22 protein-coding genes are annotated in these 23,792 nt (G+C 43.1%); 18 read left to right on the top strand and 4 right to left on the bottom strand.

From position 1 onward, the window contains the following. Positions 1-25 precede the first annotated feature (25 nt). Both F612_RS0105075 and F612_RS0105070 read right to left on the bottom strand, forming a co-directional pair. Positions 26-1,453 carry a hypothetical protein gene (locus F612_RS0105075; RefSeq protein WP_019556671.1) on the bottom strand — a complete coding sequence of 476 codons (1,428 nt, stop codon included), beginning with the start codon at positions 1,451-1,453 and terminating at the stop codon, positions 26-28. Between the two features lie 67 nt (positions 1,454-1,520). Continuing rightward, positions 1,521-2,198: an RluA family pseudouridine synthase gene (locus F612_RS0105070; protein WP_019556670.1), complete on the bottom strand. Its 678-nt coding sequence runs from the start codon at positions 2,196-2,198 to the stop codon at positions 1,521-1,523. 56 nt (positions 2,199-2,254) lie between these two features. Between F612_RS0105070 and F612_RS0105065 the strand changes: the two genes are divergently transcribed. Beyond that, a complete protein-coding gene (locus tag F612_RS0105065) occupies positions 2,255-2,749 on the top strand; it encodes a low molecular weight protein-tyrosine-phosphatase (RefSeq protein ID WP_019556669.1) in 495 nt (164 codons plus the stop codon). Positions 2,750-2,922: 173 nt separating this feature from the next. On the opposite strand, the gene rne is transcribed toward F612_RS0105065, so the two are convergent. Continuing rightward, on the bottom strand, positions 2,923-5,676 hold the full coding sequence (gene rne, locus F612_RS0105060) for a ribonuclease E (protein WP_019556668.1): 2,754 nt from the start codon (positions 5,674-5,676) through the stop codon (positions 2,923-2,925). A 984-nt stretch (positions 5,677-6,660) separates the two neighbouring features. Between rne and F612_RS0105050 the strand changes: the two genes are divergently transcribed. Continuing rightward, positions 6,661-7,608, top strand: a complete 948-nt coding sequence (locus F612_RS0105050; RefSeq protein ID WP_019556666.1) for an RluA family pseudouridine synthase — start codon at positions 6,661-6,663, stop codon at positions 7,606-7,608. 74 nt (positions 7,609-7,682) lie between these two features. Beyond that, positions 7,683-8,342 (top strand): HAD-IA family hydrolase, encoded by a 660-nt coding sequence (locus F612_RS0105045; RefSeq protein WP_019556665.1) that lies wholly within the window; start codon positions 7,683-7,685, stop codon positions 8,340-8,342. A gap of 93 nt (positions 8,343-8,435) precedes the next feature. Here the strand turns inward: F612_RS0105045 and F612_RS0105040 are convergent, their stop codons facing one another. Further along, the gene (locus tag F612_RS0105040) at positions 8,436-9,104 is read right to left on the bottom strand and encodes a Maf family protein (RefSeq protein WP_019556664.1); all 669 of its coding nucleotides are present in this window, start codon (positions 9,102-9,104) and stop codon (positions 8,436-8,438) included. A 194-nt stretch (positions 9,105-9,298) separates the two neighbouring features. Here F612_RS0105040 and F612_RS0105035 point away from each other — a divergent pair, with 194 nt between their 5' ends. From F612_RS0105035 to F612_RS0104965, 15 genes are all read left to right on the top strand, one after another. Continuing rightward, a complete protein-coding gene (locus tag F612_RS0105035) occupies positions 9,299-9,814 on the top strand; it encodes a YceD family protein (protein WP_019556663.1) in 516 nt (171 codons plus the stop codon). 29 nt (positions 9,815-9,843) lie between these two features. Beyond that, positions 9,844-10,020, top strand: coding sequence for a 50S ribosomal protein L32 (gene rpmF, locus F612_RS0105030; RefSeq protein ID WP_019556662.1), 177 nt, complete (start codon positions 9,844-9,846; stop codon positions 10,018-10,020). A gap of 6 nt (positions 10,021-10,026) precedes the next feature. Beyond that, positions 10,027-11,061 (top strand): phosphate acyltransferase PlsX, encoded by a 1,035-nt coding sequence (plsX, locus tag F612_RS0105025; protein WP_019556661.1) that lies wholly within the window; start codon positions 10,027-10,029, stop codon positions 11,059-11,061. Between the two features lie 90 nt (positions 11,062-11,151). After that, positions 11,152-12,129 carry a beta-ketoacyl-ACP synthase III gene (locus F612_RS0105020; RefSeq protein WP_019556660.1) on the top strand — a complete coding sequence of 326 codons (978 nt, stop codon included), beginning with the start codon at positions 11,152-11,154 and terminating at the stop codon, positions 12,127-12,129. A 102-nt stretch (positions 12,130-12,231) separates the two neighbouring features. Then, positions 12,232-13,155 carry an ACP S-malonyltransferase gene (fabD, locus tag F612_RS0105015; protein ID WP_019556659.1) on the top strand — a complete coding sequence of 308 codons (924 nt, stop codon included), beginning with the start codon at positions 12,232-12,234 and terminating at the stop codon, positions 13,153-13,155. 150 nt (positions 13,156-13,305) lie between these two features. After that, on the top strand, positions 13,306-14,046 hold the full coding sequence (gene fabG / locus F612_RS0105010) for a 3-oxoacyl-ACP reductase FabG (RefSeq protein WP_019556658.1): 741 nt from the start codon (positions 13,306-13,308) through the stop codon (positions 14,044-14,046). 165 nt (positions 14,047-14,211) lie between these two features. After that, positions 14,212-14,445, top strand: a complete 234-nt coding sequence (gene acpP / locus F612_RS0105005) for an acyl carrier protein (RefSeq protein ID WP_019556657.1) — start codon at positions 14,212-14,214, stop codon at positions 14,443-14,445. Positions 14,446-14,635: 190 nt separating this feature from the next. Continuing rightward, positions 14,636-15,874: a beta-ketoacyl-ACP synthase II gene (gene fabF, locus F612_RS0105000; protein ID WP_019556656.1), complete on the top strand. Its 1,239-nt coding sequence runs from the start codon at positions 14,636-14,638 to the stop codon at positions 15,872-15,874. A 51-nt stretch (positions 15,875-15,925) separates the two neighbouring features. Beyond that, a complete protein-coding gene (locus F612_RS0104995) occupies positions 15,926-17,344 on the top strand; it encodes an aminodeoxychorismate synthase component I (RefSeq protein WP_019556655.1) in 1,419 nt (472 codons plus the stop codon). Positions 17,345-17,360: 16 nt separating this feature from the next. Beyond that, a complete protein-coding gene (gene pabC / locus F612_RS0104990; RefSeq protein WP_019556654.1) occupies positions 17,361-18,284 on the top strand; it encodes an aminodeoxychorismate lyase in 924 nt (307 codons plus the stop codon). Further along, positions 18,281-19,309 carry an endolytic transglycosylase MltG gene (gene mltG, locus F612_RS0104985; protein WP_033394403.1) on the top strand — a complete coding sequence of 343 codons (1,029 nt, stop codon included), beginning with the start codon at positions 18,281-18,283 and terminating at the stop codon, positions 19,307-19,309. The genes pabC and mltG overlap by 4 nt, the downstream gene beginning before the upstream one ends. A gap of 51 nt (positions 19,310-19,360) precedes the next feature. Next, complete coding sequence (tmk, locus tag F612_RS0104980) at positions 19,361-19,996, top strand: dTMP kinase (RefSeq protein ID WP_019556652.1); 636 nt, start codon at positions 19,361-19,363, stop codon at positions 19,994-19,996. Further along, on the top strand, positions 19,993-21,069 hold the full coding sequence (holB, locus tag F612_RS0104975; RefSeq protein WP_019556651.1) for a DNA polymerase III subunit delta': 1,077 nt from the start codon (positions 19,993-19,995) through the stop codon (positions 21,067-21,069). Before tmk ends, holB begins: the two co-directional genes overlap by 4 nt. After that, positions 21,066-21,857, top strand: a complete 792-nt coding sequence (locus F612_RS0104970; protein ID WP_019556650.1) for a TatD family hydrolase — start codon at positions 21,066-21,068, stop codon at positions 21,855-21,857. The genes holB and F612_RS0104970 overlap by 4 nt, the downstream gene beginning before the upstream one ends. A gap of 21 nt (positions 21,858-21,878) precedes the next feature. Further along, positions 21,879-23,693: an ABC transporter ATP-binding protein gene (locus tag F612_RS0104965; protein WP_033394549.1), complete on the top strand. Its 1,815-nt coding sequence runs from the start codon at positions 21,879-21,881 to the stop codon at positions 23,691-23,693. The last annotated feature ends 99 nt before the right edge of the window (positions 23,694-23,792 follow it).

Raw genomic sequence — 23,792 nt, 5'->3', positions numbered from 1 at the left:
TAAGCTGTGTAATGGTTGATTCAATTTAGTCATTTAGGTCTGAAATTCTTGCTTTAAGGCTTTCATTTACGGCTTTGAGTGTTTTATTTTTAGCTTGAATTTCAAGCAAACGTTTCGCAATTTCAGGAGATGATAGCTGTGTTTCCAGTTCACTTAACTCAACGGTATACCCTGCATTTTTAGCTGCTTCAAACGCACGTTCAGTCGCAACAAACGTGGCTTCAATGGCTTGTTGAATTTTTTCAGCAGATTCATGTGCCTTCTTTGAGGTTGCCAATGCAAGCAGGGTCGCTTCTTGAGCCGTATTCTGCACGAGTGATGCAATCCCCTGAATTTCTTGGTCTATTTCAATGGCATCTTCCATACTCGCAACGGATTGACTTGACTGTTCAATAATGGGATTGTCAACATTGGCTTCAAAATCCGTATGTGGGGTGTTATCGGCACTTTCATCGCTAGTCACCTCATCCTCTACAACGTCCAATGTTGAACTGTCTACTTTATCTGGTTCATTCGCTTCGCTAGACGCATTGTCCAGTGGTTCAGCATCAGGTTCATCAGTCGATAGTTCAGTTTCCATACTCATATCAATCGATTCATCTATGGGTATTTCGTTTGATCCCTCTTCTGCAAGCGTCTCAATGCCTGTATCCATCTCTTCAACGGTCTCTGCTTGCGACATCAGGTCATCCAGATTGTCAGTCTCTATCGTCTCTGGCGAAACCTCTTCAGGGGTATCAGCCGCTTCCTCTTCAGGGAGGTCTGTTGGGGTCGCATCTTCATCGATAACATTGCTGTGATCAGTCGGTTCTGCCTCAGCGGGTAGATCAAGTTCTGCCATCATCTCATCAATGTCTCCGACTTCATCTAGATCTGTCATTTCATCATTCGTTGCATGAGCAATCTCATCACTCACTTCGTTGGAAGGTTCTGTTGTCGCTTCAGGGGTCTTATCCGTTATGTCAGAAGATTCACTAGAATGGGTGGAGTCAATTTGTTCCATGACTGTATCAATGTCTTCAATACCGTCTAAGTCAATATCTTTGGAAGCTTGATTGCTGGAAATATCGGCTTTTTCATCAATATTCTCCATTTGTTCAGTCTCATCTTCTGTTGCCAAGGTGTCAGCTAGGATAGCATTTTGAGTTTCTGGTGGTGTATTGTTTGGCGTATCATTGACGTCAATTTCCATGTCATGATCACTTTCCACTTCTCCCATTAGAGAGTCTATATCCTCTAAATCAATGGCGCTAGTATCGTCAGCGGGTGTGGTGGCAACCTCAATGCTGTTATCTGCCTCGGATTCAAACTCATCAAGACTATTGAGTAGATCATCCATATCGATGTCCGTCAAATCATCGGGGATTTCAGCTTGATCTTCTGGTAATTCGCCCATCATATCCAACATTTCCTGAGTGGCGATATCATCTTTTTCAGTGTTTAAATCCGACATGACAGGTATTCCTATAAGCTTAATGTGATCGTAATTAGAGAGTATTAAGCATCTTTTGTGCCATTTATTAACAAGGTGGAGGTGAAAATTCAGACGGTAGATTGAACTCAAGCCATTGTTTGGTTACGGGGTGGGTAAAACTCAAGTTAGTTGCATGTAAAAGGAGTCGAGAAGACATATTGAGTGTGATCGCATCGGCATACAGGTTATCACCTAATATAGGGTGGCCCAATGATTTCATATGTAATCTGAGTTGATGTGAACGGCCGGTGATGGGGGTGAGTTCGACAAGAAACTGATTGCTACTTTGTTGTAGGACTTTCCAAAGAGTTTTTGCCGATTTACCCTGTTTAAAGTCAATCATTTGTAGAGGCCGCCGATCCCAGTCGCACCGCATGGGTAAGTTGATAACGCCTTGCTGTACTGAAGGTCTGCCAGCGCAGATCGCTTGATACCTTTTAGAGGTTTCTCGTTCTTGAAATTGACGGCTTAATGCGCGGTGTACCTCGGCATTTAAGGCAAGCACCATCAAACCAGAGGTATCCATATCTAAGCGATGTACAATTTTTATCTCAGGGAAGGTCACCTGAAGATGTGATAACAAGCACTCATGTTTCTCTGGTCCTCGACCGGGAACAGACAGTAAGCCACTCGGTTTGTTGGCAATGACAATATCTTTATCGGCATAATGAATCCAGCTAGAATTAAAGCTAAATTGGTTTGGAAAAGTAGGAGGTGAGTGCATTTTATGGATAGGCCTTGTAAACTATTGGCTTATTTTAAACGAAGGTGTCTATTGAAATGACTGATATGTCTAATAAAGTTTCTGTCCTGTTTGTCTGCTTGGGCAATATTTGCCGTTCGCCGACGGCACATGGTGTCTTTAGACACTTGGTTATCCAAGCAGGTTTAGAGGATAAGATCGAGATAGATTCCGCAGGTACCGCCGCTTTTCATATCGGTAAATCGCCGGATGGCCGTTCAACCACCGTTGCATTAGAGCGTGGGATCGATATGACAGACCTACGGGCGCGTAAAGTAGATTTTGGTGATTTTTACGCCTATGACTATATCTTGGCAATGGATGATGCAAACTATTCGAACTTGATGGAGTTGGCATTGCCGGAGCATGTTGATAAAGTGCAAATGTTTTTGGAGTACACTCAGGAGTTTTCAGAATCTGAAGTGCCTGATCCCTATTACGGTGGGGCACAAGGGTTTGATCATGTATTTGATTTAGTAGAATCGGCTTCGCTAGGGTTGTTAGCGCATATCAAAAAACATCATTTATCTTAAATACATTGGCCAGGCCTGGTCGTCCGTTGATTTGGTTCTATTTGAATGAGTTCAATATTTTGATTAGCTTACTAAATAACAGATCACTTAGATGATTTGGCTGAGTTTATAAAATCCAGACACAAAAAACCGCCAATGGGCGGTTTTTTTGTAGGTGCACAATAACCAGAAGATTAAGACTCTTTGGAAGTCGCCTCCGTTTTTTGTGCGACTTCGCTCTTAGCTTCAGCTTTTGGTGCTGAAGTTGAACTGTCCGAAGACTCCTTTTGGGCTTTGCTTTCAGCCGTTCTAGGCTTTCTCGGTCCACGAGGTCTTCTAGGTCTTCTAGGTCTAGTTTTCTTCTCTGGTGCTTCTTCAGTCTCTTCTGAAGCAGTATCAGTGACTACGTCTTGAGTCTCTGCTACAACTTCAATGTCAGCAGTTTTCTGAGTCTCCGTTTGCGCCACAGGTTCAACTTGAATTTCAGCAGGCGTTTCTACCGTTGATGTTTCAATCGTAGAGTCTACGACTGTTGCTTCTACTGGCGTCTCAGCTGCCGTCGTTTCGACAACAAGTTTTTCAGTTGCTGGTTGAGTTTGCACAGTTTTAACAGGGGTCTCAATCGTTGTTTCTGCAGCTGTATCAACCGTTGGAGTCACAATGTTGTTGGTTTCTACAACGGTATCAACGGTCTGAGCTACACTGCTCTCATCTGATTTTTTTACCGCAATGGTTTCAGAACGCTCTGTACGCTCTGAACCCGGTGCTGGTGAATCAATAGAGAGTGTTTCAGCATTAGCAGGTGCGCGACGACGGCTGTTGTAACTACGACTGTTGTAACGACTACGGTGACGGCCTTCAGGCTTCTGAGGTTTTTTGTCCTTTCGGTCCTTAGATTGATCGTCTGTTGTCGTCTCGCCAGCTGCGCCAGAGGTTATATTTTCATCACCCGTTGGCGCTTGAGTTTCACGGTCTTTATTGCGTTTACGGTTGTCGCGATTTGGACGACGGTTAGGTTTTCTTTGCTGGTCTGACGTTGCTTGAGAATCCTTATCTTCAACCGTTTCAGTCGCTTCAGACGGTGGACGGCGTTTATTGCGGGTGTCATCACGTTCATTACGATTGCGGTTACGACCTCCACGATTGTCATCCCGTTCATTACGGTTGCGATTACGATTGTTGTTACGACGTGGATTCGGACGAGATGGCTTCTGAGGTTCTTCAGCCACTTCTGTTTTACCAAATAAAGCGTTCCAAACACGAGATAACAAACCAGGTTTCACTTCGGTTTCAACTTTAGCGACTGCTTTTTCAGGTGCTTTTGTCACAATCGCTGTTTGAGGCGGTGTTGTTTGTTGGATGTGTTTAACGGCAGGCTCTTCTTTAGGCAACTGCTGTTTTGCATCTTCTTCTGTCAGTGAAAAATCAGGGAGTGAAACTTCCTTAATTTCATAACTTGCATTGTTTGAAACATCTTCACCAGTACGTGTACGTTCAATAATGTACTGTGGCGTTTCTAAATGTTCATTTGGCACAATCAAAATATGCAGGTTATGGCGATCTTCAATCATTATCAATTGAGGACGTTTTTCATTGAGAAGGAAGGTCGCAACGTCTACCGGCAATTGTACGGTAACACGGCGAGTATTCTCTTTCATGCTCTCTTCTTCAAGCAGACGCAAGATAGAAAGACCTAAAGACTCAACACCACGGATAACGCCGACACCATGACAGCGTGGGCAAACAATTTGAGTGGATTCTTCAATAGAAGGGCGTAAACGCTGACGAGACATTTCAAGCAGACCAAAGCGAGAGATCTTACCGATTTGCACACGTGCGCGATCAGACTTAACCGCTTCACGAATTTTGTTTTCAACATCACGTTGGTGTTTGTTTGAATGCATATCAATGAAATCGATAACCACTAAACCACCTAAATCACGCAGGCGTAGTTGACGAGCAATTTCACAAGCCGCTTCCATATTGGTGGTGAAAGCAGTGTCTTCAATGTCCGTTCCTTTAGTCGAACGGCTTGAGTTGATATCAATTGCGGTCAACGCTTCTGTGATATCGATCACAATAGAACCACCTGACGGTAGGGATACTTCACGTTGATACGCTGACTCAATCTGAGATTCAATTTGAAAACGAGTGAATAGAGGAATCGTATCTTGATACGGTTTTACTTTATACACTTGCTCTGGCATGACATGCTGAATGAATTCACGTGCTCTATGGAATACTTCCATATTATCAATAATGATTTCACCAATGTCTTGGCGAAGGTAATCACGGATGGCAAGGATAACGATGTCTGATTCTTGATGGATTAAGAAAGGGGCTGTTTGTTCAGTAGAGGCTTTTTTAACGGCTTCCCAAAGTTGTACCAGGTAATTTACACCCCATTGTAGTTCTTCAGTGTTTTTGTCAACACCCGCAGTACGGATGATTAACCCCATACCTTCAGGCGTGTTTAAATCACGTAATGTATCACGAATATCCGTGCGGTCATCGCCTTCGATACGGCGTGAGATACCTCCCGCTTTAGGGTTGTTTGGCATCATCACAACATACGGACCAGCAAGTGTGATTTGAGTTGTTAAGGCGGCACCTTTATTACCACGTTCTTCTTTTTGAACCTGAACAATGATCTCTTGACCTTCTTTTAAAACATCTTTGATGCTAAAACGGCCAGATTCTGGTTTATTCTTAGGGAAGTACTCTTCAGCGACTTCTTTAAAAGGTAAGAAACCATGGCGCTCAGAGCCATAGTCAATGAAAGCGGCTTCTAAACTCGGCTCGATTCGAGTGATTTTGCCTTTGTAAATATTGGCTTTTTTCTTTTGGTGGCGTGGCGTTTCTACATCTAGGTCGTACAGGGTTTGCCCGCTAACAAGGGCAATGCGCGTCTCTTCTGACTGAGTCGCATTAATGAGCATTCTTTTCATGCTTTTCTCTTTTTAGGTTATCTGAGAGACATCATGAATAGAAGACAGGAAAAGCGGACGAAAGAACTTACTCAGAGGTCTGAAAAGTATTGTATAGGCGAGTTGTTAGACAAGAATAAAAAGTGTATTTTGCGACTATTTCTGTGAACTCAGGTATTTTTGGTCCTGAGTTCAATGTCTCGCATCTTTTTACAATAGCCTCACTGGGCAAATGAAGTGCCGTATTACGCTTCATTAATATCGTTCTATCTTTGTGTAACAGTGGTATCGAGCAAATGCATTATTTTATTATTATTGGGCTGTTTGCTCTAGCCGACAGACAATGTCTGTTTTTTACAATACTTTCAGCTTGATTGAGCTCTCGTATCATTGACGTGGCGTCTTATGTCTCTATGGTTAACCTTTCGTGAGGTTAGTTAAGTGTAGCGCCAGTCAATTATCTCAACAACCTCTTTCGTTTTATGTAAAAGAGAGATGTTGGGGCTTTTGGTGTCTTGTATGGATGTGTGACTCAGAAGTTTTGATAAAACAGAATAAATTTAAGCGTCTTAGGAGGGGGTTTGTATGAACAAAAGCGCTCCAGTTTCCTATGGTTTGATAGGCCGCCGATTTCTGTCGGTATTGAAAATTCTTTCACGTTAATCGTGCTACTTCATTAGACCATTTGGGTCAGTATGGTTTGCTACGAAAGCATCGCTTACAAATTTAAGCCATGCAAATATATCACTCATTTTCCAACTGCGCAATGACAACCTCGCTTTCAGGCTGTAAACTGTCGCAAATTTCACTAAATAGTCCTTATATATATAACCTTGTGGGTATTCTTGTGGATAACTTGTGAAAGTTTTTTCTCAAAACAGAATTATCAATGGGTTTTAGAGAGGTTATTGAGGTTGTTTATTGCATTAATGTCTAATATTAAATGCCAATAAAATGCAGTTTACGAATGCAGTTAAGAATCAGATTTCAACGGGTGAGTAAGTAGTGGCAAATGTTAAATTAATAGACGTGACTGAGGAAGATGCAGGGCAGAGAGTTGATAACTTTTTGATGCGTCATTTGCGTAAAGCGCCTCGTACCCTGATTTATCGAATTATCCGCAAGGGTGAGGTGCGTGTTAATAAAGGTCGTGTCAAAGCGAATACCCGCTTGAATGCTGGCGATGTCGTACGTATACCGCCTGTCAGCGTGCCTGATAAGGTTGAGATTGTTGAATCCGATATTCCTTATGCTCAGTTAAAGCGTATTGAAGACAGTATTATGTACGAAGACAATGATTTGATGGTGATTAACAAGCCATCCGGTGTCGCTGTGCATGGTGGTGGTGGTATCAATTGGGGGTTGATTGAGGTGGTGCGTGTATTGCGACCTCTGGCTAAGCGTTTGGAGTTGGTTCATCGTATCGATAGAGATACCTCTGGTTGTATATTAATTGCAAAGAAGGCCTCTATTTTAAAAGAGCTGCATGCTCAAATACGTGCCGATAAGTGGGACAAACGTTATCTAGCAATTGTGACCGGTCAATGGCCAAAAAAAGTGCAGAAAGTGGACTTGCCTTTGCGTAAGGATCATTTGCCCGACGGAGGTTGGAAGGTGTCGGTGGCGGATGATGGCAAGGTAGCGATTAGCTTTTTCAAAATAGAGCAACACCTTAAAGGGTGTGACTTGGTCTCTGTTAAGCTTAAAACGGGTAGAACGCATCAGATAAGGGTGCATGCCTTGGCGTTTGGTTGTCCTTTGTTGGGAGATGATCGTTATGGAGATCATGAGGTCAATAAAAAATATCGACCAATGGGCATGAAGCGGTTGGCGTTACATGCTCAGTTTCTGGGCTTTACCCATCCGGGAACGGGAGAGTGGATGTTAATGGAAGCACCGATGTATGCCGATTTCACCCAGATTATCGAAGCTTTAAGTCTATCGAAATCCTAGTGTTTAGAGTTTTTAGTCCGCTTTGAAGTGACTTAGAAGTAAAGCCGTATTAAAAAATGTAGAGGATCAAGAGCATGGTGAAAAAATATAAAGCCGTTATTTTCGATTGGGATGGCACTTTGATGGATTCTGAAGCACGTATCGTGAATTCGATTCAAGCGGCGGCAAGAGAGTGTGGTTTTCCTGTCTTATCTGATTATGAATCTAAACAGATTATTGGTTTGAGTTTGGAGAAGGCTATTTTGGGGTTGTATTCTAATGCGAAGCAGTCTCAAGTGGTCGCAATGGCAGAGGCTTATACTCAATATTTCTTAGAAGACTGTAAAGTCCCAATGGACGTTTTTGATGGCGCAGAGTCTTTGTTGTTGAACCTTAAGCAGTGTGGTCTTAAATTAGCGATTGCCACAGGAAAGAGTCGTAAAGGCTTGGATCAGGTATTGGGTGACTGTGGGTTTGGTGTCTACTTTGATATGACACGTACCCCCGTTGAGTCGGCTTCTAAACCTGATCCTTTGATGTTGGAGCAAATTCTGGCTGAATTTGCTCTTTCGGTTGATGAAGTCGTGATGATTGGTGACACGACATTTGACATGGAGATGGCGCAAAGTATCGGCATGGATCGCATTGCGTTGAGTCATGGCGTGCATCAAATGGAACTGTTGGCCGAATATAATCCAGTGGCGCAGTTGGATTCATTGCAAGAGTTGAACCTTTGGTTAATGCAGCATATTTAATGCTTTAGATGTGGGCATTTAGAGTCACCAGGCCTGGTGATTTTTTGTGAGTTGCCCACTCAGGACGCTTGGCGAATAAGTACGCGTTTAGGATTATTTAGCGGGTTGTAAAGGCAGTGGATACCCCATTTGACAGAAAATATCGGTCAACTGAATCAAAGGTAAGCCGATTAAGGCATTAGGATCGTTGCTTTCAATGCGTTTAAAAAGCGTGATACCTAATCCTTCAGATTTAAAGCTGCCTGCACAGTTTAAGGGTTGCTCGATCTCTATGTAATTACGAATAACGTTTTCACTCAAGTTTCTAAAATAGACTTTAGTGGTGTCCAGGGTTTGGTAAGTTTGTTGAGTAGCCGTATTGATAACAACTAAGCCTGTGTAGAATGTTATGCAGTGACCACTGAAATCACTCAACTGCTTAATGGCATTTTCAACGCTATGGGGTTTGCCTACGGGTACACCATTAAAAACGGCCGTTTGATCCGATGCAATAATAATGGCATTAGGGTGATTGTGAGCAATCTCTTGAGCCTTTCTTAAAGAGAGGCGGTGCACCATTTCTCTTGGAGTTTCATCTTCAAGGGGGGTCTCATCAATGTCAGGTGCTATTTGTGTAAAATCCATGTGTAGTTTTTTAAGCAGTTGTTTTCTAAAGAGGGAGGTAGAGCCAAGAATTACCCGAGGCATTGGCTCTGTCGATATCGCTTGAGGATCGATTGAGGTCGCTTTTTCTACCGTTGTGTTGGGTTGGTTTGAATGCATAAAACGAATGATTACCTAGTATTTTGTTTTTTAAGATAAAATAGGCGAAAATGCCGACTGGTTCTTAGATTACCCTCGATTTTTCAAGGGAGGGATTCAAGTTTCTGAGTCGATGTCTATTCTACTGCGAAAAAAGCAGGTTTTTTTACGTTATTTTTTGACTTAATCGATTGATGACTGTATGATTCGCGGCTATGTTTGACAAGCTACCTGAATACATCGATCCCATCAACTCAGTAAACCATGATAAACAATTCGTGGGTCGAGTCAACCAGAGCCGTTTAAAACGCCTGGGAGAGCTGACTGTTGCCGCAGATCGAGATGTTTTGGTAGAGCTGAATTTCTTTTATGATAAGGCATTAAGATTTCCTGCTTTTATCATGAAGTTAGAAACGGTACTCGATTTACAATGTCAGCGTTCATTAAAAACGTTTAGCTACCCAATTAAAACGGAAGTTAAAGGTGTTTTTACAACGTCGCTGGCCTTGGCTAAAGATTTACCGGCAGACATCGAAGTCTTTCTACGCAATGAAGATGACGCTAAGCTGTCTTCATATGAGTGGGTAGAAGATGAGCTTTTATTGTCGGTGCCTTTGTCACCGGTGGATGAAACAAGTTCACTAGACTACGTCAATGACATTGATTTAATGGCTGCTGATGATAGCGAAAAACCTAATCCTTTTGCAATATTGCAAGGGTTAAAAAAATAGAATTTAAGATTATAATTTAGGAGATTGCCATGGCAGTTCAAAAGAGTCGTAAAACCCCATCAAGACGCGGTATGCGTCGTTCACATGATTCACTTGATGCACCAACATTAACGGTTGATGAAACTACTGGTGAAGTTCACCGTCGTCACCATGTGACTGCTGATGGATTTTACAAAGGCAAAAAAGTCGTTCACGATAAGGCTTAAATCATCTTGGCTATTAATATCGCCATCGATGCAATGGGCGGTGATCACGGACTTGTGGTCACTGTTCCAGCTTCAATCGATGCACTCAAAAAATTCTCAGATATTCACATTATATTAGTCGGTAAAGAAGACTTAATTAATGCTGAACTTTCTAATCATCAATACGATGTCTCTCGAATCACTGTTCAACACGCTGATCAAATTGTTGAAATGTGTGAACTCCCCTCCAAAGCATTAAGAAACAAAAAGCAATCGTCAATGCGTATCGCCTTGAATTTGGTCAAAGATGATCAGGCACAAGCGTGTGTCAGTGCAGGCAATACCGGGGCTTTAATGGCTGTGGCTAAATTTGTTTTGAAGATGTTGCCTGATATTGACCGTCCTGCAATCTGTACGAGTATGCCGACCATGAAAGGCCATGTCCATGTTTTGGATCTAGGTGCGAATGTTGGTTGTACGGGAAAACAGTTAGCGCAATTTGCAATGATGGGTTCTGTGCTTGCACAAGCGGTAGATGATAATGCTTCGCCTAAAGTAGGGCTATTAAATATCGGGGAAGAGGAGATTAAAGGTCATCAGCGTATAAAAGATGCACACCAGCTCATTCGCGGCACTGATATTAATTATATTGGTTATGTAGAAGGTGATGATATCTTTAAAGGTGATGTCGATGTGGTCGCTTGTGATGGTTTTGACGGCAATATTGCACTGAAATCGGCAGAAGGAGTGGCTAAAATGATCTCTTTTTATCTTAAGCAATCTTTTAAGAAGAACCTGCTGACAAAGGTTGTTGCATTAATCGCATATCCTGTCCTGAAATCGTTTAAAAAGAAAGTTGATCCAGCCAAATACAACGGTGCTTCTTTATTAGGCTTGCGTAAGATCGTTATTAAAAGTCATGGTAGTGCAGACCAGGATTCTTATTTTTACGCCATTGCCGAAGCGAGGCTAGAAGTCAGCAAAAATGTACCTGAGTTGATTTCAACAGAAGTTTCTAAGCTCATTAAGCAGCAGAATACGCTCTCTGAGTCAAAAGCATAGATCAAGTTGAGGTTATATTGTTTGGCCTTTTAAGGTCAGAATATGATCATTTTTAGTCTCCCTTTATGTTGAATATATGTTGAGTAGTTTATGAACACAAAAATCTATAGTCGTATCATCGGTACCGGTGGCTACTTACCTGAAAAAATTCTAACCAATGCTGACCTTGAAAAGATGGTTGATACCAATGATGAGTGGATCCGTGAACGCACCGGAATCCAGCAACGTCATATCGCAGCCGAAGGCCAAACTACTTGTGATTTGGCTGAACAAGCGACTTTAAAAGCGCTTGAAATGTCGGGCATCGATGTCAGCACAATTGATTTAATCATTGTTGCTACGACCACACCAGACAAAATATTCCCAAGTACCGCTTGTTTATTACAGGCTCGTTTAAATATTCATGGTTGTCCTGCATTTGATGTTCAGGCTGTTTGTTCTGGTTTTGTGTATGGCTTAAGTGTTGCTGATCAGTTTATTAAAACTGGTATGTCGAAACGCGCTTTAGTCGTGGGTGCAGAAACGCTTTCAAGAATAACGGATTGGAGTGATCGCAACACTTGTGTCCTGTTTGGTGACGGTGCGGGTGCCGTTATTTTAGAAGCTTCTGCACATGAAGGTATATTGTCTACTCATATTCATGCAGATGGACAATACGAAGAGTTGTTACACGTCCCTTCAGGGCCATCAAAACTGCCTCAAACAGATTCTGTGGCGGAACGCTCAATGCAGATGAAAGGTAATGAAGTCTTTAAGATGGCCGTGAATACCTTGAGTCGTATTGCAAGTGAGACGCTGGATGCGAATGGCATGCAGAAAGAAGATATTGATTGGTTAGTTCCACACCAAGCCAACCTGCGAATTATCAAAGGAACCGCTAAAAAGTTAAAACTAACGGATGATCAAACCGTCATTACGGTACACAAGCATGCGAACACTTCTAGTGCTTCGATACCGCTCGCACTGGATGAAGCGATCCGTGATGGTCGAATTCAAAGAGACCAATTGCTGTTGTTAGAAGCGTTTGGTGGTGGATTCACTTGGGGGTCAGCCCTTATTCGCTATTAGTCTAAGTTTGTTAGTCATTCATATTCAATAGGTAGAATCTCTTAATGGATTCAATTAAAAGGTTCTACCCACGTCAGATATAAAATTAAGTAGGATTTAACTATGTCATATGCATTCGTTTTCCCAGGCCAAGGCTCACAATCAATCGGTATGTTAGCGAATCTTGCTGAATCTCATTCACAGGTTAAAGATGTGTTTGATGAAGCCTCTGCGGTTTTGGGCTATGATCTTTGGGATGTTGTACAAAACGATGCTGATGATAAGCTGAATCAAACCGATGTGACACAACCCGCTATGTTGGCCGCAGGTATTGCCGTTTATCGTACCCTTTTGGCGCAAAAGACATGTGCGCCTGCATTTATGGCAGGTCATTCATTAGGTGAGTACACGGCGCTTGTGGCCAGCGGTGTAATGACTTTGGCACAGGGTATTGAGTTGGTCGCTGAGCGTGGACGTTTAATGCAACAAGCTGTTCCGGCAGGTCAAGGGGCTATGGCGGCCGTTTTAGGGCTAGAAGACGAGCAAGTTGTTGCTGTTTGTGCACAAGTAGATGGGATTGTTGAAGCGGTAAACTTTAATTCACCAGGCCAGGTGGTTATTGCCGGCAATAAAGCTGCGGTAGAAATTGCATTGCCTTTAATGACGGAAGCCGGCGCGTCTCGTGTTGTACCTTTACCCGTCAGTGTCCCATCACATTGTTCATTAATGAAACCTGCCGCGGATAAGTTGGCTGAAAAATTGGCAACCATGGAGTTTCAGATGCCAAACGTACCTGTTTTACACAATGTTCAGTTTTCACAAGCGAGCAGTGTTGATGAAATCAAAACGCTCTTAGTTCAGCAGTTGTATCGTCCCGTACAGTGGGTAGAGACGGTGAATGCAATGAAGGCTCAAGGCGTTGAGATGTTATATGAGTTAGGGCCTGGAAAAGTTCTAATGGGGCTGAATCGACGTATTGATCGTAAGATGGTTGTGTTGCCTGTATTTGACCAAGTAAGTTTTGAAAAAGCCTTAATCAGCTTATAATCGGCAAATTTCTAAAAACCAAGTTTATAAATTGATAGAATTGTTTAGATCATTTAACGCAGGATGACATATGGCGTTTTTGTAAAGTCATCATCGATTCTGTGAAGCATTAAAGACATCAAAGATATCTAAAATATAGGTAGGGAAAACATGTTAACGGGAAAAATCGCATTTGTTACGGGTGCCAGTCGTGGAATAGGAAAAGCGATTGCTTTGGACTTGGCGTCACAAGGCGCTACAGTCATCGGAACGGCCACTTCTCAATCAGGTGCTGAAAATATCTCAGCTTACTTAAAAGAAGCGGGCGCTTTAGGTAGTGGTAAATGCCTGAATGTCACTGATGCAGAGACGATTAACAGCGTATTGGCTGAAATTACTAAAGAGTTTGGTGTGCCCACCATCTTGGTGAATAATGCTGGAATTACGCGCGATAATTTACTGATGCGTATGAAGGATGAAGAGTGGGATGATATTATTCAGACCAATTTAACGTCAGTGTTTCGCATGAGTAAAGCCTGTTTACGTGGCATGATGAAAGCTAAAGGTGGCCGTATTATCAATATCGCTTCGGTTGTCGGTGTCATGGGCAATGCCGGACAGACCAACTATGCTGCAGCAAAAGCCGGCATTATTGGGTTTAGTAAGTCTTTAGCCCGAGAAGTCGGTGCACGCAACATTACGGTGAATACGATTGCACCAGGCTTTATTGACACTGACATGACAAAAGATTTGCCAGAAGAACAACGTGTTGCCCTTACGGCCCAAATTCCATTACAGAGCCTAGGACAGCCAGAAGACATTGCTAAAGCTGTGACATTTTTAGCTGGAGACGGTGGTGCTTACATCACGGGTCAAACGTTAAACGTTAATGGTGGAATGTATATGGTTTAAATCCGCTTAATAAAAGAGTGGATCTCCTTTGTTCTAAGGCCGAATTGACGGTTCTGGGGAGAAATGCTGAAGTATTTTTTTTTAAAGCTTGAAAAATACCCGGTATAGAGCGAAAATACGTCAAAATTAATAATTCATTTAACATATAAAAAACTGGAGAACTCCATGAGCGATATTGAAGAGCGCGTAAAAAAGATTGTTGTTGAGCAATTAGGTGTAGAAGAGAACCAAGTAACAGCTGATGCATCTTTCGTAGATGACTTAGGTGCAGATTCTTTAGACACTGTTGAGTTAGTTATGGCGCTAGAAGAAGAGTTTGATTGCGAAATTCCTGATGAAGAAGCTGAAAATATTTCTACATTAGCACAAGCAACAGCTTACGTTGAAGCGAACTTATAAGTTTTAAGTTCAGTCACGTACTGTAAAAAAGCCGTATTATTACGGCTTTTTTTGTATTTAGAATTAAGAATGTTTTGCATAGTTAAATGAAGAGGGGTCGTTTTGAGTTTTCTCCATCGTCTTATGCAAAATGTTCTACCCATTGTAAAATTGTCTAGCAAGAACAAAAAGAGTAAAAGAGGATGTCATTTTGAGTAAACGTCGAGTTGTAATTACAGGTGTGGGTGCTTTATCAGCCGTGGGTTTGACCGTTAAAGAGAACTGGGACAATTTATTGGCGGGAAAGAGTGGTATAGATTATTTAACTAAATTTGCTACGGATGCCTATTCAGTCAAATTTGGTGGTGTTCTTAAAGGTTTCGATCCAACTGAATATATTTCACCTAAAGACGTCAAAAAAATGGATCCTTTTATTCACTATGGTATTGCTGCAGGCGCGCAAGCCATTCGTGATTCTGGGTTGGAAGTGACTGATGAAAATGCATTTCGTATCGGTGTCTCAATGGGTTCGGGTATTGGCGGCATCGGTTCAATCGAAACTCAGCACAGTATCGCTCTGAAATCTGGACCTCGCCGGGTATCTCCCTTTTTTGTACCGAGTTCAATCGTGAATATGATTTCTGGTAACCTATCGATTATGTTTGGTCTTAAAGGCCCAAATATGGCGATCGCTACCGCTTGCGCCACGGGTACCCATAGTATTGGCGATGCCGCGCGTATGATTGAATATGGTGATGTGGATGTTATGGTTGCTGGTGGTGCAGAACATGCAACCACTGAGTTAGGTTTGGCAGGTTTTGCCGCAGCACGTGCCTTATCAACCCGTAATGATGATCCTCAAACGGCCAGTCGTCCTTGGGATAGAGATCGCGATGGTTTTGTCTTGAGTGATGGTGCTGGCGCGGTGGTGCTTGAAGAGTACGAGCACGCTAAAGCGCGTGGTGCCAATATCTACGCGGAAGTGTTAGGCTTTGGTATGAGCGGTGATGCTTATCATATGACCTTACCTGCAGCGGGTGGCGAAGGGGCTTCGCGCTGCATGGTCGCCGCTCTCAACAATGCTAAGTTAGACCCAACGAAAATCGGTTACATCAATGCGCATGGCACTTCAACCCCCGCGGGTGATCTTTGCGAAACCAGTGCAGTCAAATCAACTTTTGGTGAACACGCTTACAATCTGACGATGAGTTCGACTAAATCGATGACGGGTCATGCGTTAGGTGCCGCAGGAGCAATGGAAGCGGTTTTTACGGCCTTAGCGCTTAAAAATCAAACGTTACCACCCACAATCAATCTTGAAAATCCTGAAGAAGGCTGTGATTTAGATTATGTGGCCGGTGAAGCGCGTGATGCTAAATTTGAGTACGCATTATCGAACTCCTTTGGTTTTGGCGGCACAAATGCGACCTTAGTTCTAGGTAAAATTTAATGGGGTGTTTGCATTCTTTCTTGCAAACTCCTCGTTAGGTTTTAATGCCATATGTCGAATTTGACGAATGACCAGACTGTGGTTTCTTTGCCTGTTTTACTCCCTGATCCATCTCTATTAGATTTATCAAAGTTACATGAACTGAATCCTTTGCGCTATCCTTTTCTTCTTGAAAGTGTGGCTCAAGGTGGATTAGGTCAATTTGATATCCTCTTTGCTTATCCTCAAGAAACGATTCAGTTAAATCAACTGTCGGAAAAAGATGACTTCCTGAAAAGAGCAACGCAGGCTTTTACCGAGTCTTCAATTGCTACGACGAATGATTCAGTGCATGTTTCTTCAGTCTCGCCAGAGTTACCTTTTAAAGGCGGCTGGTTTGCTTATTTTAGTTATGACTATGCCCAGGTGGTTGAGCCTGTCTTGAATCTGCCTAAGTCTGAATTCCCGTTAGCCGTGCTTACGCGTATTCCTGCTGCGGTAGTGGTGAATCATAAGACTCAATCCGTACTTTTGATTGCAGAGCCTGAATACACATATCTTTTTACGCAAATGGAAGCCGATCTTCATCAAGCATTACGCTTGCCGTCAACAATACATCCTATTGAATCGGTTCATGCCACGGAAGAGCCTGAAGCCAAGTACTTAGAGGGCGTTAAAGCCATCAAAGAGTACATCTTGTCGGGTGATGTGTTTCAAGTGAATTTATCACGGCAATGGCAGGTTACATTAGATAAACAAACCGATTACCTCTCAGTTTATCGGGCTTTACGTCGCTCTAATCCTGCCCCATTTGCCGCCTTGGCCTGTTTTAAAGATATTAAAAACCAAGCCTGGCAGGTCATCAGTTCTTCACCAGAACGTTTGGTGAAATATCAAGCGCCTTGGGTAGAAACGCGTCCAATTGCGGGTACCCGTAAACGAGGGCCGGATTTAGAAACCGACAAAGCCTTGATAACCGAGTTAATCTCCCATCCGAAAGAACGCGCAGAGCATATTATGCTCATCGATTTAGAGCGTAATGACCTAGGCCGTATCTGCAAGCCCGGTACCGTCGAAGTCAATGAGTTAATGGCGATTGAAAGCTATGAACATGTGCACCATATCGTCTCTAATGTGCGTGGCCAGTTGCAAGAAGGTATGTCGCCTTTAGATATTATCCATGCTTTATTCCCAGGTGGGACGATCACTGGCTGTCCTAAAGTGCGTTGTATGCAGATTGTTGCAGAACTGGAGCAGATGCCGCGTGAAGCTTATACCGGTTCAATGGGTTATATCAATCGTGATGGTTCTTTGGATTTGAATATTCTGATTCGCACAATGCTTCAGTTTGAAAAAGAGGGTCTGCCCACGGTACAATTTAGAGCAGGCGCTGGCATAGTAGCAGATTCAGAAGCGAAAAGTGAATTGGTTGAGACGCGCCATAAAGCCAAAGGTTTGGTCAATGCCTTAATCAGTCGAGACAGTCGTTAGAATGAACGCAGCTAATATGAACTCCTCCGAAATCACTACCATTGTCAATGGCTCGCTCATTGATGCTGTATCGGTGCGTGATCGTGGTCTACAGTATGGTGATGGCTTTTTCACGACGATGCTGGTGGCCGGAGATCAGTTATTAAACTGGCCTGGTCATTGGCGAAGAGTGCAACAAGCAGAGAGTCGTTTACAATTTCCAGCGATGGATGAATTGGAATTGTTCACTCAGGTTAAGCAAGCGATTGCCGTATTTAACTATACCAAAAGCACAATCGAATCAAACAAGGTCGTGAAGATTATCTTCACGCGAGGTGTTGGTGGCGTCGGTTATCAAATACCGGAAAAACCTCTGATCAGTACAATTCTGCAAGTTGCGCTTGCACCGATTCAAATTGAGCGTGAGGCCGAAACGAATTTGCCCATGTTTGCACAGCCGCAAGCCATAGAGATTGGGCTGTGTGAAACCTTGTGTGGTATTCAACCGCAACTGGCTGGTTTAAAGCATTTAAACCGTTTAGAAAATGTATTAGCACGCTCAGAAATCGCCCACAAAGGTTTGCCTGAAGGGATCATGTTAAATGCCTATCAGCAGGCGATTGGTGGCACTCAGTCCAATCTGTTTCTGATTAAAGGCCATCGCTTAATCACGCCTCAGTTGACGGACAGTGGGGTCGAAGGTACTACTCGTTATCAGCTGAGCCAGTTGGCAGGCAGTTTGGATTTAGTTTGGCAAGAAGCCAATTTGCTCATAACGGATCTAATGCAGGCCGATGAACTGTTTTTAGCCAATGCTGTACGTGGAATTATGCCGGTAAATCTCTTTAATCAAAAGAGATACCCAACGATTAAAACGTTCGAGATCCACCAGGCCTGGTCAACTTGGCAGAGAGAGAATGCTGTCAGTTTGTCACTTGAAACAGAGAGGGCAGCATTATGAGAATTTTAAAGAGGCTGGTTTTGATGGGCTTTGTACTCAGCTTGATCGCCATAGGAGTCTTAGTCTGGCAATGGAATGGCTTTCTCAGTCATCCAATAGCCAACAGTACGACTAAAAAAATAATTGAAATTACACCGGGCAGTTCGGCCAATAAGGTCGCACGTCAGTTACATAAACAAGCTTTGTTAAAATCCCCTACATTTTTTTCTTGGTACTTACGTTATTTAGGAAAACATACCCAAATTAAAGCGGGCGAAATTGAGATAGATCCACAATGGTCTGTAGATACACTGATTGACAAGTTAATTGAGGGGCAAGCGGTGCTTTACCCTGTCGCTTTGATTGCAGGGCAGACAATTCAAGAAAATTTACAAATGATTCATTCTTTGCCGAAAATCAAGCAGGAGTTGGATATCAGCGATATAACAGGCTTACAATCTTTATTGAACATTAAAGGCAGACTTGACAGCAAATATCCTTATGCGAATTTAGAAGGGTGGTTATTACCAGAAACCTATTACTATCAATCAGGCGATAGCGATAAACAGATTGTGTTGCGTGCTTATCAATCCATGAAAATGAAATTAGACCAAGCCTGGTCAACACGTGATAAAAATTTGCCATTTAAAACGCCTTATGAGGCCCTGATCATGGCTTCTATTGTCGAAAAAGAGACCGGTTTTGCCCCAGAGCGCCCTAAGATTGCCGGGGTTTTTATTAAACGTATGAAAATAGGCATGCGTTTACAAACCGATCCAACGGTTATCTATGGTATTGGTCAGGAGTATGATGGTAATATTCGTAAACGAGACTTATTGAAGACAACCGCTTATAACACCTATAAAATAAATGGTTTACCACCGACGCCCATCGCTCTACCGAGTAAAGAGGCGATTGATGCGGTGATGCATCCTGAGAAAACCAAGGCCCTTTATTTTGTCGCCAAAGGCGGTGGAGAGCATCACTTTTCAAATACCTTGATTGAACACAATCAAGCCGTGAATAAATATCTGCTCAAACGCTAAATTCGAATCAATGGTTAAAGCCCATATCGTTCTAGAAACACAGGAAGCTTAATGAAAGGTCAATTTATTACTTTAGAAGGCACTGAGGGGGGTGGGAAATCGACGAACCTATTGTTTATTCAAGAATTTCTAGCCTCTAAAGATATTGAGGTAGTTGTTACTCGTGAGCCGGGTGGAACAGAAATTGGCGAAGCCATTCGTGGTATTCTACTGAATAAAGACTTTTCTGAAATGCATTCTGACACAGAGTTGTTACTGATGTTTGCCGCACGTGCTCAGCATATCCAAGAGAAAATCCAACCTGCTTTAGCCGAAGGTAAGTGGGTTATTTCAGATCGTTTCACCGACGCATCTTACGCCTATCAAGGGGCGGCGAGAGAGATGGGGTTTGAGCGTATTGCTCTGATTGAAACGTGGGTACAGCAAGGTTTTCAACCGGATACTACATTTGTATTTGATCTACCCGTCGAAATCGGCATGGCACGTGTCGCGGCCAGAAGCCAAGCAACGGGTCAAGTTATCGACCGTTTTGAAATTGAAAAACAAGGCTTTTTCGAAAAGGTACGCGGCGCTTACTTAACCCGTGCACAGCAGGCACCGTCCCGTTATACGGTATTAGATGCCAGTCAATCACTGGACAATGTACAACACGCGATTAAACAACGCCTAAAAGTGATGCTGGCATGAACCAAGTCGATTCATCGTCCATGTCGCAAGCCAACCCACCAGGTTTGGTGCCTTGGTTAAACCCGCAGTGGTCACAGTGGTTACAACTGTCAGATCGTTTAGGTCATGCGTATTTACTTTCAGGTCCTAAAGGAATTGGTCTTGAACAATTTGTAGATGCCGTGGTTCAATCTACCTTATGTGTTCAGCCGGTAAATGGACAAGCTTGTGGTCACTGCCAGGGCTGTCATCTGTTAAAAGGACAGCAACACCCTGATTTTTATCATCTTAAACGTCTGGAAGATAAAAAAGACATCGCGGTGGATCAAGTCCGTGGCTTAATTAATAAACTCAATGAAACCTCACATCAAGGCGGCTATAAAGTCATCTGGATCGAGGGGGTTGAATTCCTCAATCAATCTGCTTTCAATGCCTTATTGAAAACGCTGGAAGAGCCTGCGGCGCATACTCTGTTTTTATTGACGACCCATGAAATAGGCCGTTTACCTGCGACGATTAAAAGTCGTTGTCAGCAACTCAGCTTTACGCCACCCGCTTTGGAAGATGCCATCGAATGGTTACACCAAAAAGCTCCCCAAGTAGATGGTGCATTGGTTAAACGTGCTTTACGTCTAAACTGGGGCGCACCATTGGATGCTTTGCAGTGGATAGAAGCTGCAAAGTTTGAAGAGGATACCCAGTGGAAAGACGGGTTAAAACAGTTACAGTCTGGGCGCAAGTCAGTTTCACAAGTCGTGAGCGAATGGCTTAAATGGTCAACCCCGATTACGGTATTTGATTATTTCTATCAATGGAGTGTTTCAGCCGTGCGTTCGGTGACGTATGTCTCTGTTGCTCAAGCTGAAAAAGAAAGTGACCAGGCCTGGTCACTTTCTGCCGAACAAACTTTGCAGTTACAGAATTGGTTGCGTTTTCAGCAAGCCACTTTACAAGCCAAGGAAAACTGGTTGGGTAATGCCAATAAAGAGTTGGTCTTAGAAACCCTCTGTTTAGAGTGGCTCGAAGTCCAACAAATCGCCGAACCTTTCCAGTCGGTGTTTCAATCTAGAATACAAAAAGGAAGCTTATCGTGATTGTTGATTCTCATTGTCATCTTAATATTCTGCCAGAAGATAAAGTCGGTAGTGTTGAGGAAGTCATCACTAAAGCGGCTGAACTCGGCGTTGAACGCATTTTATGTGTGGCGATAAATCCAGGGCAGTGGGATGAAGTCTTAGCATTAGCCGATAAATACGATTCTGTCTTTGCGGCCATTGGGGTTCATCCCTGTGAAGATAAGGAAGTGATTGTCAGCGATGAGGAGTTGATTAAAGCCGCTTCTCATCCTAAAGTCATTGCCATTGGCGAAGTGGGTCTAGACTACTTTCATTTTGAAGACGATGCCGCAAAGGAAGGCGGTATGGATTGGCAACACGATCGGTTTAAACAACATATCCGCATTGCTAAGCAACTCGGTAAGCCTCTGATTATCCATACCCGTCATTCCACGCCGGATTGTTTGTCACTATTGGAGTCAGAAGGCGCCGATTCAGTTGGTGGCATTATGCACTGTTTTGTAGAGGACTTAGCCACAGCGGAACGCGCCATGCAGATTGGTTTCTATATCTCATTCTCTGGCATTGTCACTTTTAAGAATGCGAAAGAGATAAAATCGGTTGCCACAGTCTTGCCATTAGACCGAATCTTGGTCGAAACCGATTCACCTTATTTGGCGCCAATGCCATTTCGGGGCAAAACCAATCAACCTGGTTATACCCGTTATGTGGTGGAAGAGATCGCCAAACTCAAAGAATTGCCTTTTGAAACGGTTGCCAAAGCAACCACTGAAAACTTCAATCGCTTATTTAAAATCAATTCATAAAAGAGATTCCTCATGCGAGTCATGTCTGACGAAAAACCCCAAAAGGTCAAACTCATCGCATCATCAGAGCGCTCTTATACCTGGCGGCGTATCTATGAGTTAGTTAAGCAACACAAGCCTGAACTGATAAAAGCGCACATTATTGCTTTTTTTGCCATGCTCGCAATGGTGCCTTTACCGCTTTTATTACCCCTTTTAGTCGATGAAGTCCTCTTGGATAAGCCTGGACCGATTGTAGATTTTCTACAATTCTTTGGTTCGCCAGAATGGTATGGTCCAGTCTATTATATTGCTGTCATTACCATTATCACCATTATTTTGCGTGGTTTAGGGTTAGGGTTAGGGGTATGGCAGATGCAGCAATTCACTGTTATCGCTAAAAATGTCACCTTTAAAATTCGTAAAGATCTATTAGCCCGAGTACAGGGTGTCTCAATGGCACAGTACGAAACCATGGGCAGTGGCAGTGTTTCTGCGACCATGCTCAATGATGTAAATACCATTGATGCCTTTTTAGGGACCACCGTCAGTAAGCTGATTATTGCACTATTCTCCCTGGTGGGTGTGACGCTGGTATTGCTGTGGTTAAATTGGCAGTTGGCGCTGTTTATTTTATTATTGAATCCGATTGTGGTGCATTTCACCATGCGCATGGGGCGTAAGGTCAAGACCCTTAAGAAAGACGAAAACAGCGCAGTTGATGCCTTTCAACAATCTTTAACAGAAACCCTAGATGCACTACAGCAGGTCAGGGTTGCCAATCAAGATAAAAACTTCTTTGACCGTGTTCGGAACAATGCCTTTTCCATAAAGACCAAGTCTGAAGCCTATACCTGGAGAAGTGATGCCGCAAGTCGTTTCTCGTTTATGATTTTTCTAGTCGGTTTCGATCTTTTTCGGGGGGCTGGAATGCTGATGGTGGTGTTTTCTGACTTGAGTATCGGTCAGATGATTGCTGTGTTTGGTTACCTATGGTACATGATGGGACCGATTCAAGAAATTTTGGCGATTCAATATGGCTTTAGTGCTGGCAGTGGTGCGTTGCAACGGATTAATGAAGTCTTGGATCTTGATCAAGAGCCTGTCCATCCCTGTAAGGTAAATCCATTTACGCAGGCTAAGCCTATTGGGCTTGAAGTCAAAGAGGTTTGCTTTCGTTATCCAGGCAAGTCCGAAGATGTGCTGCATAACTTAAATTTTACCATTCAACCTGGCGAGAAGTTAGCGTTGGTGGGGGCAAGCGGTGGCGGTAAAACCACCTTGGTGCAAATATTATTAGGGTTTTATGAGGCGCATCAGGGGCAAGTTTATTATGGTGGAGAGCCCATGCATGAAATTGGACAGTCGGTGATTCGACAAAATGTTGCAACTGTTTTACAACATCCTGTGTTGTTTCATCAAAGCATTCGGTTTAACTTGACGATGGGTCAGGAAGTCGAAGAAACTCTTCTGTGGCAGGCGTTGGAGCAGGCACAGTTAGATGATGCCGTGCGAGGCTTGGAAGAGGGGTTGGACAGTATTGTAGGGCGTAATGGCATTAAGTTGTCAGGCGGACAGCGCCAAAGACTGGCGATAGCGCGAATGATTCTGCAAGATCCAAAGGTGGTGATTATGGATGAAGCAACCTCCGCACTGGATATGGAAACCGAACGTCAACTGTATGTCGATCTCGCGCCATTTTTAGCCAATCGAACCACATTGATTGTTGCGCATCGATTAAGTTCCATTAAACAAGCCGATCGTATTTTGGTGTTTGAAGATGGGCATATTATTGAAACCGGCAGTCATGATGAATTGATTGCGCAACAGGGTACTTATCACAAATTGTATCGTTAGCCCTTAGTTGAGCAGAAGGCATAAAAAAAGCCCGCTTTCAATTGGATTGAGAGCGGGCTTTTTTGTGTCTGTTTCAAACCGACCAGGCCTGATCGGTTT

Origin of the sequence: Thiomicrorhabdus arctica DSM 13458 (genome assembly GCF_000381085.1) — a bacterium.
In the GTDB taxonomy this organism is placed as follows: domain Bacteria; phylum Pseudomonadota; class Gammaproteobacteria; order Thiomicrospirales; family Thiomicrospiraceae; genus Thiomicrorhabdus; species Thiomicrorhabdus arctica.
The sequence above is the reverse complement of the archived record's forward strand: the minus strand, read 5'-3'. Positions and strand labels throughout refer to the sequence as shown.